At 50.1% G+C, this 15,187-nt stretch carries 15 protein-coding genes; 10 read left to right on the top strand and 5 right to left on the bottom strand.

The window, feature by feature from the left end; all coding sequences use genetic code 11:
- The first annotated feature begins 2 nt into the window (after positions 1–2).
- The 3 genes from C2M29_RS00560 to panP all read left to right on the top strand — a co-directional run bounded on the left by C2M29_RS00560 (position 3) and on the right by panP (position 3,310).
- Positions 3–770: an ABC transporter permease gene (locus C2M29_RS00560; RefSeq protein WP_105187866.1), complete on the top strand. Its 768-nt coding sequence runs from the start codon at positions 3–5 to the stop codon at positions 768–770.
- A complete protein-coding gene (trmB, locus tag C2M29_RS00555; RefSeq protein ID WP_105187865.1) occupies positions 770–1,435 on the top strand; it encodes a tRNA (guanine(46)-N(7))-methyltransferase TrmB in 666 nt (221 codons plus the stop codon). Before C2M29_RS00560 ends, trmB begins: the two co-directional genes overlap by 1 nt.
- 249 nt (positions 1,436–1,684) lie before the next feature.
- The gene (gene panP / locus C2M29_RS00550; protein WP_105187864.1) at positions 1,685–3,310 is read left to right on the top strand and encodes a pyridoxal-dependent aspartate 1-decarboxylase PanP; all 1,626 of its coding nucleotides are present in this window, start codon (positions 1,685–1,687) and stop codon (positions 3,308–3,310) included.
- On the opposite strand, the gene C2M29_RS00545 is transcribed toward panP, so the two are convergent.
- Genes C2M29_RS00545 through C2M29_RS00535 form a run of 3 tightly spaced genes read right to left on the bottom strand, consistent with a single transcriptional unit; the run spans position 3,305 to position 6,304 of the window.
- Positions 3,305–4,246: an alpha/beta fold hydrolase gene (locus tag C2M29_RS00545; RefSeq protein ID WP_105187863.1), complete on the bottom strand. Its 942-nt coding sequence runs from the start codon at positions 4,244–4,246 to the stop codon at positions 3,305–3,307. The genes panP and C2M29_RS00545 overlap by 6 nt on opposite strands.
- Positions 4,247–4,252: 6 nt before the next feature.
- Positions 4,253–5,620, bottom strand: a complete 1,368-nt coding sequence (locus tag C2M29_RS00540) for an ATP-binding protein (RefSeq protein WP_105187862.1) — start codon at positions 5,618–5,620, stop codon at positions 4,253–4,255.
- A complete protein-coding gene (locus C2M29_RS00535; protein WP_105187861.1) occupies positions 5,621–6,304 on the bottom strand; it encodes a response regulator transcription factor in 684 nt (227 codons plus the stop codon).
- 165 nt (positions 6,305–6,469) lie between these two features.
- On the opposite strand from C2M29_RS00535, the gene C2M29_RS00530 reads away from it, so the two are divergent.
- Positions 6,470–6,922 carry a Spy/CpxP family protein refolding chaperone gene (locus tag C2M29_RS00530; RefSeq protein WP_105187860.1) on the top strand — a complete coding sequence of 151 codons (453 nt, stop codon included), beginning with the start codon at positions 6,470–6,472 and terminating at the stop codon, positions 6,920–6,922.
- Positions 6,923–6,966: 44 nt separating this feature from the next.
- Here C2M29_RS00530 and C2M29_RS00525 read toward each other — a convergent pair whose 3' ends face one another.
- Complete coding sequence (locus C2M29_RS00525; RefSeq protein WP_158684623.1) at positions 6,967–7,374, bottom strand: hypothetical protein; 408 nt, start codon at positions 7,372–7,374, stop codon at positions 6,967–6,969.
- Between the two features lie 465 nt (positions 7,375–7,839).
- Between C2M29_RS00525 and C2M29_RS00520 the strand changes: the two genes are divergently transcribed.
- Genes C2M29_RS00520 through C2M29_RS00505 form a run of 4 tightly spaced genes read left to right on the top strand, consistent with a single transcriptional unit; the run spans position 7,840 to position 12,503 of the window.
- Positions 7,840–8,856 (top strand): extracellular solute-binding protein, encoded by a 1,017-nt coding sequence (locus tag C2M29_RS00520; protein WP_105187858.1) that lies wholly within the window; start codon positions 7,840–7,842, stop codon positions 8,854–8,856.
- Between the two features lie 13 nt (positions 8,857–8,869).
- Entirely contained in the window at positions 8,870–10,501 is a 1,632-nt protein-coding gene (locus C2M29_RS00515; RefSeq protein ID WP_105187857.1) for an ABC transporter permease, read from the top strand.
- Positions 10,501–11,541, top strand: a complete 1,041-nt coding sequence (locus tag C2M29_RS00510) for an ABC transporter ATP-binding protein (protein WP_105187856.1) — start codon at positions 10,501–10,503, stop codon at positions 11,539–11,541. The genes C2M29_RS00515 and C2M29_RS00510 overlap by 1 nt, the downstream gene beginning before the upstream one ends.
- A 59-nt stretch (positions 11,542–11,600) precedes the next feature.
- Positions 11,601–12,503, top strand: coding sequence for a Dyp-type peroxidase (locus C2M29_RS00505; RefSeq protein ID WP_105187855.1), 903 nt, complete (start codon positions 11,601–11,603; stop codon positions 12,501–12,503).
- Here C2M29_RS00505 and argR read toward each other — a convergent pair.
- Entirely contained in the window at positions 12,500–12,967 is a 468-nt protein-coding gene (argR, locus tag C2M29_RS00500; RefSeq protein ID WP_105187854.1) for a transcriptional regulator ArgR, read from the bottom strand. The genes C2M29_RS00505 and argR overlap by 4 nt on opposite strands.
- 227 nt (positions 12,968–13,194) lie before the next feature.
- Between argR and mdh the strand changes: the two genes are divergently transcribed.
- Both mdh and pdhR read left to right on the top strand, forming a co-directional pair.
- A complete protein-coding gene (gene mdh, locus C2M29_RS00490) occupies positions 13,195–14,130 on the top strand; it encodes a malate dehydrogenase (RefSeq protein ID WP_105187852.1) in 936 nt (311 codons plus the stop codon).
- 284 nt (positions 14,131–14,414) lie between these two features.
- Positions 14,415–15,164, top strand: a complete 750-nt coding sequence (gene pdhR / locus C2M29_RS00485; protein ID WP_105187851.1) for a pyruvate dehydrogenase complex transcriptional repressor PdhR — start codon at positions 14,415–14,417, stop codon at positions 15,162–15,164.
- Positions 15,165–15,187: the final 23 nt, after the last annotated feature.

Here is a 15,187-nt window from a genome sequence, read left to right as displayed (position 1 = left end):
GCATGTTGAAATATGGCGTTGCGCTAAAAAGTATTTGGATCAAAGAGTGTATTCGGTTCTTGCGAATTTGGGTGCAAACCCTGGTACCCCCGGCAATCACCATGACCTTGTATTTCGTTATTTTTGGCAGCTTGATCGGCTCGCGTATCGGCGAGATGGGCGGTTTTAGTTATATGGAGTTTATCGTTCCGGGTCTTATTATGATGTCGGTGATCACTAACTCCTACTCTAATGTTGCCTCAAGCTTCTATTCCACCAAGTTCCAAAAGAGCATCGAAGAGCTGCTGGTGGCTCCCGTGCCCAATTACATTATTGTGTTGGGTTACATGGGCGGCGGCATGGCCCGCGGCATGCTGGTAGGCCTGATCGTGACCCTGGTATCGCTGTTCTTTGTGGATATACAAATTCACAATATCTTTGTGATTGTCGCCACGGTGATTTTAACCTCGGCGGTGTTTGCCCTTGGTGGTTTGATCAACGCCGTGTATGCCAACAGCTTTGACGATATCAGCATTATTCCGACCTTTGTGCTGACGCCGCTGACCTATTTAGGCGGGGTGTTTTACTCCATCAGCCTATTGCCTGAATTCTGGCAAGGGGTGTCACAGATCAATCCCATTATCTATATGGTTAACGCCTTCCGCTTCGGCTTTTTAGGGGTGTCGGATGTGAACATCTGGTTCGCCTTTAGTGTGCTTCTGGTTTTTATCACTGTGTTGTTCACCGTGGCATTAACGCTAATTCGCAAGGGCGTGGGGCTGCGTCACTGATGAACGAAGCAAATTCAAGAGCCATAGTCTCTAACCAGCCGAGTCTGCATGAAAAGCTTGATGAAGTGGTTAACAAGCACCTCAAGGCGGAGTTTAAAAAACCTATTGCCGCGCATACGCAAGCGGCCTTTGATGAGGTCAATGCCAAGGTGCAGGCCTTTAACGGGCCCATCATTCTCGACTCCTGTTGTGGCGTCGGAGAAAGCACCGCCAATTTGGCTAAGCTGCACCCACAAGCCCTGGTGATAGGCATCGACAAGTCGGCGCATCGTTTGGATAAGCATGATGTGCAATATCGCCAGGACGAAGATGCTCAATACATGCTGGTGCAAGCGGATTTAAACGACTTTTGGCGTTTGGCCGTAAAGGCCAAGTGGCAGCCAACGCACCATTATTTGCTGTATCCAAACCCCTGGCCCAAGGCCAAGCACTTGCAACGGCGCTGGCATGGCGCCGCGGTATTTCCAAGCATAGTGCAGTTAGGTGGTCAGCTTGAAGTGCGCAGCAACTGGGATATTTACGTGCGCGAGTTTGCCCGAGCCTTGCAGTTGGCCGGTCACCCTACTCAGGTCAGTGAATACGCCAGTGATACCGCCATTACCCCGTTCGAGCGCAAGTATTGGGCCAGTGGTCAACAAAGCTATCGCCTGGTGGTGCAACTTTAGTTACAAAGGGCGTTTTAGGCTCAGCCTGGCTTAGTCAAGACTTGGTTTAAGGCGCCCATATCATTGCCATTTATAGTGAAAATGTCGCAAAAAGTTCATGCAACTTTCTTAAAATTGCCTAAAGCCGCAAGACTTTCTAAGGTGATTGCTATAAAGTGAGCGCAAGTAAATCGACTGCTTGAAGCGATCCGTCATCGCGTTATACCAGTTTCGTGAATTGGTATCCAAGCCAACCCAGTTAGGTATGTCATGAGTGATAAGCGTTTTGCCGTAGCATCAGAGCACAGCTTGATGCGCGTCTTTACGGTGCCAGAGGCCCCGGACTCAACGCTCAGCAAAATAGAAGCCGAAATATCCAGTAATCTGGCGGGCTTCCTGAATGAGAATATTGCCGCGGTGGAAAAACCGTTGCATGAGATCGAGCGCGATTTTGAATCGGCGCAAATCCCCGAAGAGCCTATGTTTGTCAGCGCTCATGCCCAGGATATCATGGAGAAGCTGGTCGCGCATTCGGTGCACACCGCCGCCCCTAGTTTTATCGGTCATATGACCTCGGCCCTGCCGCACTTTGTGTTGCCACTGTCGAAGCTCATGGTGGGCTTAAACCAGAACCTGGTAAAAATTGAGACCTCAAAAGCGTTTACGCCTTTGGAGCGCCAGGTTATCGGTATGCTGCATCATATGGCTTATGACCGCAAGCAAGCGTTCTACGATAAGTGGATGCATAGCGCGAAAACCTCGCTGGGAGCCTTCTGCTCCGGCGGTACGGTCGCCAATATCACAGCGCTGTGGATTGCCCGAAACCGCTTGCTCAAACCCGAGGGTGACTTTAAAGGCATAGGTGCACAAGGCCTGGTGGCGGCCATGTTCCACTATGGTTATAAAGGCCTGGCGGTGCTGGTATCCGAGCGAGGCCACTATTCACTGGGTAAGTCGGCGGACTTGCTTGGCATTGGTCGCGATAACTTCATTTCCATTCCTACCGACAAAGACAACAAGGTGGATGTTGAGGCCATGCGCAAAGAAGCGCAGGCGCTGCAAGCACAGGGTATTAAGGTGATGGCCATAGTGGGTGTAGCGGGAACGACGGAAACCGGTAATATCGACCCGCTCAACGAGATGGCCGATTTGGCCGCGGAAATTGACTGTCACTTCCATGTCGATGCAGCCTGGGGCGGGGCGACTTTATTGTCGCAAAATGCCCGTCACCTGTTGACTGGCATTGAGCGTGCCGACTCCATCACCATAGATGCACATAAGCAAATGTATGTGCCCATGGGGGCCGGTATCGTGCTGTTTAAAGACCCCAGCGCCACCGATGCCATCGAGCACCATGCCGAGTATATTCTGCGTAAAGGCTCGAAAGACTTAGGCAGCCACACCCTGGAGGGCAGTCGTCCGGGGATGGCGATGCTGGTGCATGCCTGTTTACGCATTATTGGCCGCAAGGGCTATGAAATGCTGATCGATAAGAGTTTGGATAAGGCCCGTTACTTTGCCGATTTGATCAAGGCGGAGCCGGACTTTGAACTGATCTCCGAGCCCGAGCTGTGTTTGTTGACCTATCGCTACGTACCAGAGGCCATTAGGGAGCGATTAAAAACCGCCGATGAGCAAACCAAGTTGGACATATACGCCGCCCTTAACCGTTTTACCGCCAGTATGCAGAAGCGTCAGCGTGAGGCCGGTCGCTCGTTTGTCTCGCGGACACGCTTAACGCCTCCCGAATACGGTTATCAGCCTACCGTGGTATTTCGCGTGGTGTTGGCTAACCCATTGACCTCGAAAGAGATACTTCAAGATATCTTGGCGGAGCAGCGGGAATTGGCGTTGTCCGATCCCATGTATAAGAAGTATTTGGTGAAATACCTATAATTGCTCGCAGAAGTTGAGTAAATCTCGCAGCAGGGCCTTGCGTATGGTGTCCTGTTCACACAAAAGTTCATGCCTGGCGCCAGCGTATATTTTTAGCACCGCCTGGTGCTGCGCATGAACATAGTCCCGATAGGGTGAGGTATCGACCACGCTATCCTCCTGCGCCGCGGCAATAAATAAGGGAACAGGGCACAAACTCTTTCTGAGCTTAGCTATGGCTTTAAAGGCCGCGTCCAGCCACTTATACGTCACACCACCGAGCTGTAACTCCGGGCTTTGCTGATACAAGGCGCGAAAACGGCGATAGCGCTCTTCGCTATGGGTTAACTCATTCTTGCTAAAAGGCGCTTCCGCATAGGGACCGTGTCCGGGCACATACCCTTCACCCTTACTAAAGGTGCACACCGAACTGGCCCATAACTTGGCCAGCCAAGGCGCCGTTGAGCCCGTGTTGATTTGCAGCATGGGGGCACTTAAAAAGAGCCCGGCGAACTGCTCGGGGTGAGTGCAGGCATAATCCAGAGCAATGGCGCCGCCCATGGAATGACCGAGCAGGATCTTTTTGCCCTGCCACTGGGGATTAACGATCTGAGTGATAAATTGGTGCAGATCCGATTTATAGTCATCAAAGTGGCCCACATAACCCTTATGCACATCGGCTAGATGGCGGTACGAGCGCCCCTGCCCCTGATGATCGACAATAAAAACGGCAACATTGTTACGCGCCAGTTCCCACAATAACTCTTGATACTTTTGTGCCGCCTCGATGCGCCCCGAGCTGATCACTATGGCGTAATCGGCGCGATAGGGCAGGTGATAAGCATAAAACAACTTACCGTGCTTGGTTTCCAAAAAGCCTGAGGTCATCTCCTGGTGCCAAAAGTGGGTAATGGCATCATCATTTTTATGGAGCAGGGCTTCGCTGGAATAAAACATTCAGTATTAAGTCGTAGGTAGCTTTATGGTGGCTACTAAACCACCTTGTGGATGATTTTGCAATACCAGTTCCCCTTGATGCGCGGCGATGGCCTTGGCGGCGATAGCCAAACCCAGACCCGTGCCGCCGCTGTTGCGGGCTCGGGCACTGCCGACGCGGTAGAAGGGCTCGGTAATATGGGCCAGTTCTTGCTCGGCAACGCCGGGGCCGTCATCGCGAATGTTCAGTTGCCATTGTTGCTGTTCATGCTTGATACTCACCTCAATATGGCTGTTGGCGTACTTAATGGCGTTGCGCAGCAGGTTTTCACAGGCGCTGGCCAGCAGCATGGCATCGACCCGCAGCAAGGGTTGCTCGGGAAGTTGAGGTAAGCTCAGGGTCTTGTGTTGCGATTTAGCCTCAAATTCGGCGTCGGTAAATACCGGGGCTAAGAGTTGCGCCGGTGACATGAGTTCGGTTTGCAGGCTTTGCTGACGATTCTCCAGCCGTGACAGCGTGAGGATGCGCTCGATCATCAAGTCTAATAATTGCGCCTCTTTTCCAATACGTTGCAGCTGCACCTGAGTATCCTTATCGGCCTTATCCTGAGCGATGGCACAAGCGAGAGACAAACGCGTTAACGGCGAGCGCAGCTCGTGGGAAATATCTCCGAGTAAGGTTCTTTGTGTATTGACCAGGGTTTCCAGGCGCTGCGCCATGGCGTTGAATTCACGAGCGAGAATACCTATTTCATCATTGCGTTTGGCGGCCAGATGCTCGCGGCTGTCGAGTTGCCCTTCGGCAATCGCTCGAGCGCTAAAGCGCAGGGAATTAAGCGGCCCGATAAGGGTGCGGGTAAAGAAAAAGCTCAGCAGCAAGGAGGCACCAATGGCGACCGTAATCTTCAGCCAGTGAGGGAGTAGCTTGAGGCGTACAAACCAGGGCAGGGTTCGACCCGGGCGCAATTCATACATCTGGTACTGACCATCGGGCAGGTTAATTAGCAAAGGCCCCAGGGCGTGAAAGTGCTCATTAAAAATCATTTGCGGCGCCATGTCCGGACGAAAATTCAATAGACTTAAATCCACCTCTTCGCTGGCGTTAAAGTTACTGTAAGCCAGGTCTTTTTCCGGTGAATACAGATACAGCTTACGTTTTTTTAAACGTCCCAGGTTGATCACCTCCGCTGCCGAATGCTGATGCTTTTTTGCCGAACGCTCAACCGCGTGCCCCAAACGCTTAAAATAGTGGGCATCACTGCCCTGTAAGGGTTCATAGCTGAGATTGCTGAAGCTGACCGAGCTTAATGCGGCCATCAGCACTATGGTGGCGGCGAAGGTTAGCCAAAACCACAGGAAAATTTTTACATAGAGCTTGTTAAAGGGATTGCTCACTTAGGCGTCTCCGATCAGGACATAACCGGCACCGCGAATGGTGCGAATGCGCTCGTTCTCTATGTGCTCGGCTATTTTTTTGCGCAGATTGCTGACATGCATATCGATGGAGCGATCATAGGGGGCGAGACGGCGGCCTAAAACCTGTTCGCTGATCTGCTCTTTACTGATCACCGCGCCGGGCTCTTGTAACAACAGATGTAAAATAGCAAACTCGGTACCGGTCAGGCTGAGGGGGTGCCCTTGAGCGCTGGCGCTGCGACTTTGCATACAGATAGTAAGGTTGGCAAACTCCAGCTCTTGTTTCGGTTGGCTATGGTTTATATGCTCTATGCGTCGGGTGATCGCCTTGATCCGTGCGATCAGTTCGCGATGATTAAAGGGTTTAGGAATATAGTCGTCGGCGCCAAGCTCAAGGCCGAAGATGCGATCAAAATCATCACCTTTGGCGGTTAGCATGATCACCGGCACCAAGGAAGTGGCACGCAGTTGTTTTAGTACTTCAAAGCCGTCCAGTATTGGCAGCATTACATCGAGCAGAATAAGGTCGTGTTTGTTTTCCAAGGCCAGAGCCAGGCCTTGTTCGCCATCATGGGCACACTCTACATCAAAGCCTTGCGAGTGAATATATTCACTGAGCATGGATGCCAGTTCAATGTCGTCGTCTATTAATAAAACCTTCATCGCCTATCTCAAAAACAACTTTTCTTAGCTCATACTAACTGATCGACTCTTTACAGTGCGACACCTTTACACAACCTTTACGTGCCTCTGACATAGCTTTGCGTTGCACTTGCTAGAGTAAATAACAGATTCAGTTCACAACCAAGGGCAATTTAGGAGTCCGTTATGAAATTAAATAAGTTACTTACAGTCGCCGTTATTTCTATCTGTTTAGCATCAACCGCCGCGATGGCCGGGCAAGGGGGCCACCACAAGCATGGTGAGCGCGGTACGCTTAGCGAGCGCATGATTGCACATCTACAACTGAGTGAGCAGCAGCAAACGCAAATTAAAGCCATTATGGAAGCTAACAAACAGCTTAAGCCGCAGCGGGGCTCTCGCCACGAGAGCCACCAAGCCTTACAAGCGCTTACTCATACCAGCGAGAGCTTTGATGAGCAGACGGCCCGTGAAATCATTCAAACGCAGCAAAGCAAGCAAATGGAGCGCAAAGTTGCGCATCTAAAAACCAGGCATCAGGTATGGAATATTCTCACCGAAGAGCAGCAACAGAAGTGGGCACAGGTAAAGGAAAAGCATAAAGAGCGCCGTGGACATAAACGCGACGGCGACAAATAAGAAGGCTCACTCAAGTCTTAACCGCAGCGTCTCTCTGCGTAGCATTAATCAAGGGGGAGTTTTCTCCCTTTTCTTTGCCGAATGAGCAGCTTAAAAGCGGGTTGTAATAGATTAAGAGTGAACTTGTGTGAGAGCACAGCAGAGATAAAGCGTGAGTAGCAGATAAAAAAGACGCGACCATATAGGTCGCGCTGACGGAATTTTCCAGCCTCCTGCCGGTATTGAAGCAAGTTCAATTCCCTGTAATCACGGTGGTGATTAAGCCGCAACATGGCTGTTGCGGTGTCGTCCTTGTCCCCTTTTCCCTGTGACAACCTGTCATACGGCACAGTGCTTCGCATGTAGTTAGCATTTTGAATTACTGAGCCGCTTTGGTTCTCTCCCCCACATCCTGTGTTGCCTGCTTCCAGCTGGCGTTCCTTAGGCGAACCAATGCCTTCGTCCCCTTGCACATCCCGTGCCTGAGCATCCTGCTCTTCGTCCTTGCTCTTGGTTACAGTCCTTTGCGCCGTGCTCCCTGCCGCTAACCTTCCTGGTTCTTGAGCACATCCTATACTCAAATCCCGGCAATCCCTGCTGTGGTTTCCTTAACTTTTACGCTCATATGCCCTTACAAGCGATGAAGTTAGTATAAGGGAAAGTTTTAACCTAGGTCAGCCTGATAAACTCATACTAAATTCTGTAAAACCATAGTAATAATTAATAATTATCTTAATAAACATAATGTTACCGTTATTGTTGTTCGCTTTTTTTGCAGCAATTGCGGTGATAACCCGGTGAACTGTGCGATATGTCTTACAAGGCTTTGGGCTAACCGGGAAATTATTCTTATGGCTTGCTGGTTTAGCTCTGTACTTTTACATCTTAAACAGTATGATGCTTTTGAGAATTATTTTTATTTGAATTAGGAGCCTTTGGTGAAAAAAGCACTAGGATTTGCATTGGCATCGGTTGTTTCTGTTTTGTCTGCGGCGCCAGCCCTGGCGGCAGAAACCGTTAATATTTATTCATTTCGCCAACCTTTTTTAATTGAACCTATTTTAGAAAAATTCACGGCGCAAACCGGTATTGAAACCAAGGTAGTGTTTGCCAAAAAAGGTTTAATCGAGCGCTTAAAGCGTGAAGGCAAACACACCCAAGCAGACTTGGTGTTGACGTCAAACTTCAGTGCACTGATGCAATTAGAAGATATGGCGCTAACGCAAACCATCAGTAGCGAACAGGTTGACGCCAACATTCCTGCCGGTTTTCGTGACCCTAATGGTCAGTGGGTGGCGCTAACTAAACGAGTACGTAATGTATATTCTGCGAAAGATCGCGTTGGTAAACTCGATACCTTACGTTACGAAGACCTAGCCACGGAGGCCTATGCTAACAAGGTCTGTATGCGCCCGGGTAAGCATCCTTATAATCTAGGCCTGGTAGCGTCGATGATAGCGCACCATGGCGAGGCTGAGACGAAGAAGTGGTTGGAAGGCCTAAAGGCAAACCTGGCCCGCAAGCCACAAGGCAATGACCGTGCCCAGGTGAAAGCGGTGAAAGAAGGCCTGTGTGATGTAGCCCTAGGCAATAGTTATTACTTTGGCAAAATGATGCAGGACGAGCAGCAAAAAGCCTGGGCGGATGCAGTCTACATCAACTTCCCTAATCAGCAAGATCGTGGCGCCCATGTGAATGTGTCCGGCGTGGTATTAACCAAGCACTCGAAAAACAAGGAAAATGCCTTGAAACTGATCGAGTTTATGACCGACAATACGGCGCAAAATATGTATGCCTCCGTCAATATGGAATATCCGGTTAAGCCGGGTGTGCCCCTGTCCGAACTGGTTGCGTCTTGGGGTAAGTTTAAAGAAGACACGCTGCCGTTAGCAGAAATTAGCAAGCACCGTAGCGCCGCGCTGCGACTCCTTGACGAGGTTAAATTCGACCTTTAACTGATTAGTTTCAATGCAGTTTAAATTTTCGCTGTCATCGTGGCAGCTGATAGCGTGGACGACAGGCTTAGGCCTGTCGTTGCCGTTAGGCTTCCTTATTTTTGAATCTCTGCAAAGCGATCCTCAGGTGTTTACACATCTGTGGAATACCGTGCTGTGGGATTATATTGGCAACACCATCCTCTTGATCCTTGGTGTGGCCTTATTGAGCTGCGTGATTGCGCTGCCGCTGGGATGGTTGGTGGCCTACTGTGATTTTCCCGGCAAAAAACTCTTTTCTTGGGCGCTGATGTTGCCCCTGGCCATGCCCACTTATCTGATTGCCTACGTGTATACCGACCTGTTTGACTACGCCGGACCGGTGCAAATCGCGTTGCGCGATGCCTTTGGCTGGCAATCTCCCGACGACTATTGGTTTTTCGATATTCGCACCCTGGGTGGTGCCATCGTTATGCTTGCCCTGGTATTGTACCCCTATTTGTTTTTGATCTTTAAAACGGCGCTAAAAGAGCAGTCCCATAAGTTGGTGCAGGCCGCCGAGATCATGGGCAATACACCGGTGCAAAGCTTTTTTAAGATCAGCTTGCCTCTCAGTCAGGGAGCGATTGCCGCGGCGGTGGCGCTGATCAGCATGGAAGCCATGGCCGACTTTGCCACCGTCAGCTACTTTGCCGTTAGCACCCTGACCACGGCGGTATACGATACCTGGTTCGGCTATTATTCTTTGACCGCAGCGGCGAAAATTTCCGGCATCATGCTGCTGATCTTGTTTGTGGCCATTATTATCGAGCGCTATTCCCGTCGCAATCAGGCGGTATTTGAGCGGCAAACCCAACTCAGCGATGAGTCTTTATACGTACTGACGGGCACTAAAGCCTTCGCCGCCAGCGCCTTTGCCAGCCTGGTGTTATTGGTCGCGTTTTTGGTGCCTGTATTGGTGCTTGGCGGCTATGCTATCGATTACTTTGAGCAGGCCTGGAATAGTGAGTTCTTCCTTTATGCCTGGCAAAGCCTGAAAATTTCCGCTTTGGTCAGTGCCTTGGCCATTGTCTTGAGCCTGCTGGTGGTTTACTTCCAGCGCCTGACGCCATCGCCGGCCAGTCTATGGCCTGGGCGTCTGGCAAGCACCGGCTATGCGCTGCCGGGCACGGTTTTAGCCATTGCCGTGTTACTGCCGCTGACTACCTTGGAAGAGGGCGTCAATCAGTGGCTGGAACCCTATGATAAGGCGCCGGGGTTGTTTTTAAGTGGCACCCTGTTTGCGATTATTTTTGCTTACGTGGTGCGCTTTTATGCCATTGCCCATGGCAGCATAGAATCTAGCTTTAGTCGCATTAGCCCGAGTCTGGATATGGCCAGTCAGTCCATGGGCCGCAGTGCTAGACAAACCCTCACCAGCGTTCATATTCCTATTCTTAAACGGGGCATCTTGACCGCCGCACTGTTGGTGTTTATTGAATGCATGAAAGAATTACCGGCGGCCTTGCTGCTTAGACCCTTTAACTTCGAAACCCTGGCAACCCATGTATTTCAATATGTGAGTGATGAGCAGCTCGAGCTGGCTTCGGTGGCGGCCTTGTTTATTGTTGTCGTGGGTCTTATTCCGCTCTATTTTATTAACCGCTCGATGGAGCAAAAACACTGATGACGGCACAGCTTCACTTAGATAAGATCAGTTTTAACTATGGCGAGCGTGCCGTGGTGGATAACCTGAGCCTACATTTAGGCGATAACGAAATCCTTTGTTTATTGGGAGCCAGTGGCTGTGGTAAAACCACCACTCTTAAGGCCATTGCCGGTTTGCTGCGCCCGCATCAAGGAGTCATCCGCCTCGGCGAGACCATTTTATGCGACGACAACCAGTTCGTTGCTCCTCAGCATCGCAATATGGGCATGATGTTTCAGGATTATGCCTTGTTTCCACATTTGAGCGTGGCCGACAACATTGCCTTTGGCCTCAAAGCCATGACCCGGGTCAACAAGACTAATAGGGTCAAGGAAATGCTGGCGCTGGTCCATCTCGAAGATTGCGCCCACCGTTATCCTCACCAATTATCCGGTGGTCAACAGCAGCGGGTGGCCATCGCCCGAGCACTGGCCTATAAACCCAGCCTGCTGTTACTGGACGAGCCTTTTTCCAATATCGACCACCAAGTACGTTTTCAATTGATCGCCGATATTCGTCGTATTATCAAAGATCAGCGGGTGTCGGCGATTTTCGTTACCCACTCCAAGGAAGAGGCCTTTGCCTTTGCCGATACCCTGGCGGTTATGCATCAAGGGAAAATTGCTCAGCAAGGCACGCCGCAACAGCTGTTCCACCATCCACGCTCTAAGGTGGTGGCCGAGTTTTTAGGCACCGGCTTATACATAGACGCACAAAAGCAGGATGACTATCACTTCGACACCCAGTTTGGGGTGGTTAAATCGCAGCAAGCGGTTGAGGGAAGTGAGAAAAGCGGACAGTTGTATGTGCGTCCCCATGATCTGCAGCTTATCGCCGATGAAAGTGGCCCGGTGACCGTGCTGTCGAAGCGATTTGTTGGTACCGAGTATGTATATCGAGTGCGGGTTTTTGGTCAAGAACTCGAAGTGCCGGTCAATCAACCTGAACAAGAGTTTTTGCCGGGACAAAAGCTATCGATTACAATTACATCACATGCGGTGAACTTTTTTACCGCCTAAGCGCCCAGGCCCGCACCGCTGGCGGGCACACTACAAGAATAAAAAACATAGGAACTTAGATGGCCAAAGCGCAATCTGGCGTGTGCGCGCAAGCTAATTTACATGGCTTGCATTTGTTTTTTAATGTCCTTGATGGTCACGATGAAACGCTAAAAGGTAAGCTGGTTCGCCTGCTCGATGTGCAGGCGGAGTTTGACGAGCGTTTCTCCGAGGCCATGGTGGCCAGTTTTGTCGCCATTGGTGCTCAGTATTGGCCGCTTTTGCACCCCCAACGTACACCGGCTACACTCACGAGCTTTCCGCGAATTAGTCACAACGATCATAGTGTCGGTGTCCAGCCGTTCGATTTATTTGTGCAAATACGCTCTGACCGAGAAGACGTAAATCACCTCTTTGGACAGAAAGTCTTGCAGTTGCTGGCCCCCGATGTGGAATTGGTAGAGGAAATAAGTTGTTTTCGTTTTCTAGATGGCCGTGACTTTAACGGTTTTGTTTATGCTCCGGATACGCCCCATGGAAGGCAAAAAATGCTTACCGCCTTAGTCGGTGATGAAGACTATTTTGCTCATGGCAGCTATATCCATGTGCAGCGCTTTACCCATAACCTGGTGGCCTGGCAGGCGCTGAGCCAAGAGGAGCAGGAGTTGGTTATGGGGCGTACTCGCCTCGACAGTGAGCTGCTGATGCCGCTTAATGCCAATAGCCATGCGGTGTGCACCGAACTCAAGGATGAAAAAGGTCAGCCGCTGTTATTACACCAGGGCATGCCCTTTGCGAGCATGAATAAACAGGGGTTGCTGTCGGTCACCTGCGCCGCCAGCGGCACCGCCTTTGCGCAGATGCTCAATAGCCAGCTGGGTAATTATTTGCATTATGATGCCTGGCTCGACTTTACCCAGGCGGATATGGGCGCGGCATTCTTTGCGCCCTCGGTAGAGTTTCTTAAAGGTTTGGCACGCTAAACGTTGTCGAACAGTTTACGGACGCGCTCCAAGGTAACATCAATTTCCGACACCTTGGCGGGGGCGATAAAGATGGTGTCGTCACCGGCTATGGTGCCCAAGACGCCATCGGCCTTACCCAAAGAGTCGAGCAGGCGAGCAATTAATTGCGCCGCGCCCGGGCTGGTATTAATGATAATCATCATTTCGTTGTGCACTATATCGATCACCAGTTGGCGTAGTGGCGACTTGGCCGTTGGTACGGCAAGTTCCGCCGGCAAACAGTACACCATTTCCTGCTTGGCATTGCGGGTCCGTACCGCACCAAATTTACTGAGCATGCGCGAGACCTTGCTTTGACTGATATTGTCAAAGCCTTGCTCTTTCAGGGCGTCGACTATCTCTCCTTGAGAACCGAAGTTTTCTTCTTTTAATAACGCCTTAAAGGCCTTGACCAGAGCTTCTTGTTTTTCTTGCGCTTGCATAATGTCATTCTTTTTGGCTATTAGTTTATATATTCTACCCAAGAACCGCCGCTATTTCATCTCGACAGAAATCTTTACACATAAGTTTACGACTATGGTCGAGATTATCCTCAAAATAACGCGGATTAATTTGTCTTTATGGCCTATTTTCATTATCTTTAGGCCATCTTTAGGTCTGATGACCCAAATCTCACATAACCTAGTCTCGTTATTTACGGAGAATTAAAATGAAAGTTGCCGTTTTAGGTGCTGCCGGTGGTATCGGTCAAGCGCTATCTTTACTACTAAAAAATAGCCTTCCTGCTGGTTCTGAACTGTCTCTATACGACGTAGCACCTGTTGTTCCTGGTGTTGCCGTAGACCTATCACACATCCCTACTGCGGTAGCAGTAAAAGGTTTTGGTAAAGACGACCTTGATGCAGCACTAAGCGGTTGTGACGTTGTTTTGATTCCTGCAGGTATGCCGCGTAAGCCAGGCATGGACCGTGCTGACCTATTCAACGTAAACGCGAGCATCATTCAGACGCTTGCTGAAGGCATCGTTAAAAACTGTCCTAAAGCCATGGTGGGTGTGATCACTAACCCGGTAAACGGCACTGTGCCAATCGTTGCTGAAGTATTCAAAAAAGCAGGCACGTACGATCCGGCTCGCGTATTTGGTGTAACAACACTTGACGTTATCCGTGCAGAAACTTTCGTTGCCGAGCTTAAAGGCTTAGACGTAAGCGAAGTGAAAGTACCGGTAATCGGTGGTCACTCGGGTACTACTATTCTTCCTCTTCTTTCACAAGTTGAGGGCGCTACTTTCTCTGACGAGGAAATTGCCTCACTAACTACGCGTATCCAAAACGCGGGTACTGAGGTTGTTGAAGCTAAAGCGGGTGGCGGTAGTGCAACACTTTCAATGGGTGCAGCAGCAGCTCGTTTCTGCCTATCGCTAGTAAAAGGCCTACAGGGTGAAGACGTTATCGAATACGCCTACGTCGAAGGTAACGGTGAAGATGCACAATTCTTCGCACAGCCAGTACGTCTTGGTAAGAACGGTGTTGAAGAGCTTCTTTCTTACGGTGAGCTAAGCGCGTTTGAGCAAAAAGCAAAAGACGATATGCTTGCGACTCTGAACAAAGACATCCAAGAAGGTGTCGACTTCATGAATAAATAAGCTGACGCCTCTGTGCCGTTAGCGGCATCCATGGAGCGTGACTCTGCGGATGCTAAAGCCTCTACACATTTTTTGTAGGGGCTTTTTTTATACCTTTTCACATACACCTTACTGGTATGACCATTTCTTGGTGAGCGCAAAATACTTTCACTTTTATTCATATCTTACATACTGAAGTGAATAAAAATGGCGGAGCATAGCGGCAATTTTGACAGTCTAGGGGGAATCTGATACCTTATTCAAACTATTTGGTATGACCAATTTACCCGAAGCTAAAAATAACCATGTCATTAAAAGTCAAAGCAGCGAAACTTTCGGATGTGATCCTAGCGCAACTTGAGAACATGATTCTCGAGGGCTCGCTGGCGCCGGGTGAAAAATTACCGCCGGAGCGTGAGCTCGCCAAGCAATTCGAAGTCTCTCGTCCGTCGCTGCGCGAAGCTATCCAAAAACTGGAAGCCAAAGGCTTAGTCACTCGCCGTCAAGGTGGGGGCACCTTTGTCAAAAACCAGTTGGAGGAAGGGTTAAGCGATCCGCTGTTTGAGCTGATCAGCAAACACCCGGAATCGCAATTTGACTTACTCGAGTTTCGTCATGCCCTTGAAGGAATTGCGGCGTATTATGCGGCCCTGCGTGGTACCCAAAATGATTTTGACAAGGTCAAAGAAAGCTTCGAAAAAATCGCCCAAGCAAGCGATGATCTGGCGGCGAAGGCCAAAGCCATCAATGCCTTTCATTTTTGTATTGCTGAAGCATCACACAATGTGGTGCTGCTGCACCTGGTGCGCGGCATGCAGGCCTTGCTGGAGCAAAATGTTCTGCAAAACCTGCAGGTACTGATGAAGAAAACAGAGGTGTCGCAGCAACTTGCTGAGCACCGTCAAGTGTTAATGGATGCCGTGATTGAAGGGCGTCCGGAGCAGGCACGTCTAGCCAGTAATGCCCACTTAGCCTTTATTGAAGAAGCATTATTGGAAGCCACCAAAGAGCACTCGCGCATCGAGCGCTCATTGCGACGTACCCGCACACAATAAAATTCGCTATAAGCCCCTGTGGA

Origin of the sequence: Pseudoalteromonas sp. T1lg48 (assembly GCF_002964785.1) — a bacterium.
Classification (GTDB): domain Bacteria; phylum Pseudomonadota; class Gammaproteobacteria; order Enterobacterales; family Alteromonadaceae; genus Pseudoalteromonas.
This window is presented reverse-complemented; position numbering and strand designations above follow the sequence as displayed.

Coding starts and splice junctions, on each gene's coding strand:
- C2M29_RS00560 (WP_105187866.1), top strand. CDS start 3: ATGTTGAAATATGGCGTTGCGCTAAAAAGTATTTGGATCAAAGAGTGT.
- trmB (WP_105187865.1), top strand. CDS start 770: ATGAACGAAGCAAATTCAAGAGCCATAGTCTCTAACCAGCCGAGTCTG.
- panP (WP_105187864.1), top strand. CDS start 1,685: ATGAGTGATAAGCGTTTTGCCGTAGCATCAGAGCACAGCTTGATGCGC.
- C2M29_RS00545 (WP_105187863.1), bottom strand. CDS start 4,246: ATGTTTTATTCCAGCGAAGCCCTGCTCCATAAAAATGATGATGCCATT.
- C2M29_RS00535 (WP_105187861.1), bottom strand. CDS start 6,304: ATGAAGGTTTTATTAATAGACGACGACATTGAACTGGCATCCATGCTC.
- C2M29_RS00530 (WP_105187860.1), top strand. CDS start 6,470: ATGAAATTAAATAAGTTACTTACAGTCGCCGTTATTTCTATCTGTTTA.
- C2M29_RS00515 (WP_105187857.1), top strand. CDS start 8,870: ATGCAGTTTAAATTTTCGCTGTCATCGTGGCAGCTGATAGCGTGGACG.
- C2M29_RS00510 (WP_105187856.1), top strand. CDS start 10,501: ATGACGGCACAGCTTCACTTAGATAAGATCAGTTTTAACTATGGCGAG.
- C2M29_RS00505 (WP_105187855.1), top strand. CDS start 11,601: ATGGCCAAAGCGCAATCTGGCGTGTGCGCGCAAGCTAATTTACATGGC.
- argR (WP_105187854.1), bottom strand. CDS start 12,967: ATGCAAGCGCAAGAAAAACAAGAAGCTCTGGTCAAGGCCTTTAAGGCG.
- mdh (WP_105187852.1), top strand. CDS start 13,195: ATGAAAGTTGCCGTTTTAGGTGCTGCCGGTGGTATCGGTCAAGCGCTA.
- pdhR (WP_105187851.1), top strand. CDS start 14,415: ATGTCATTAAAAGTCAAAGCAGCGAAACTTTCGGATGTGATCCTAGCG.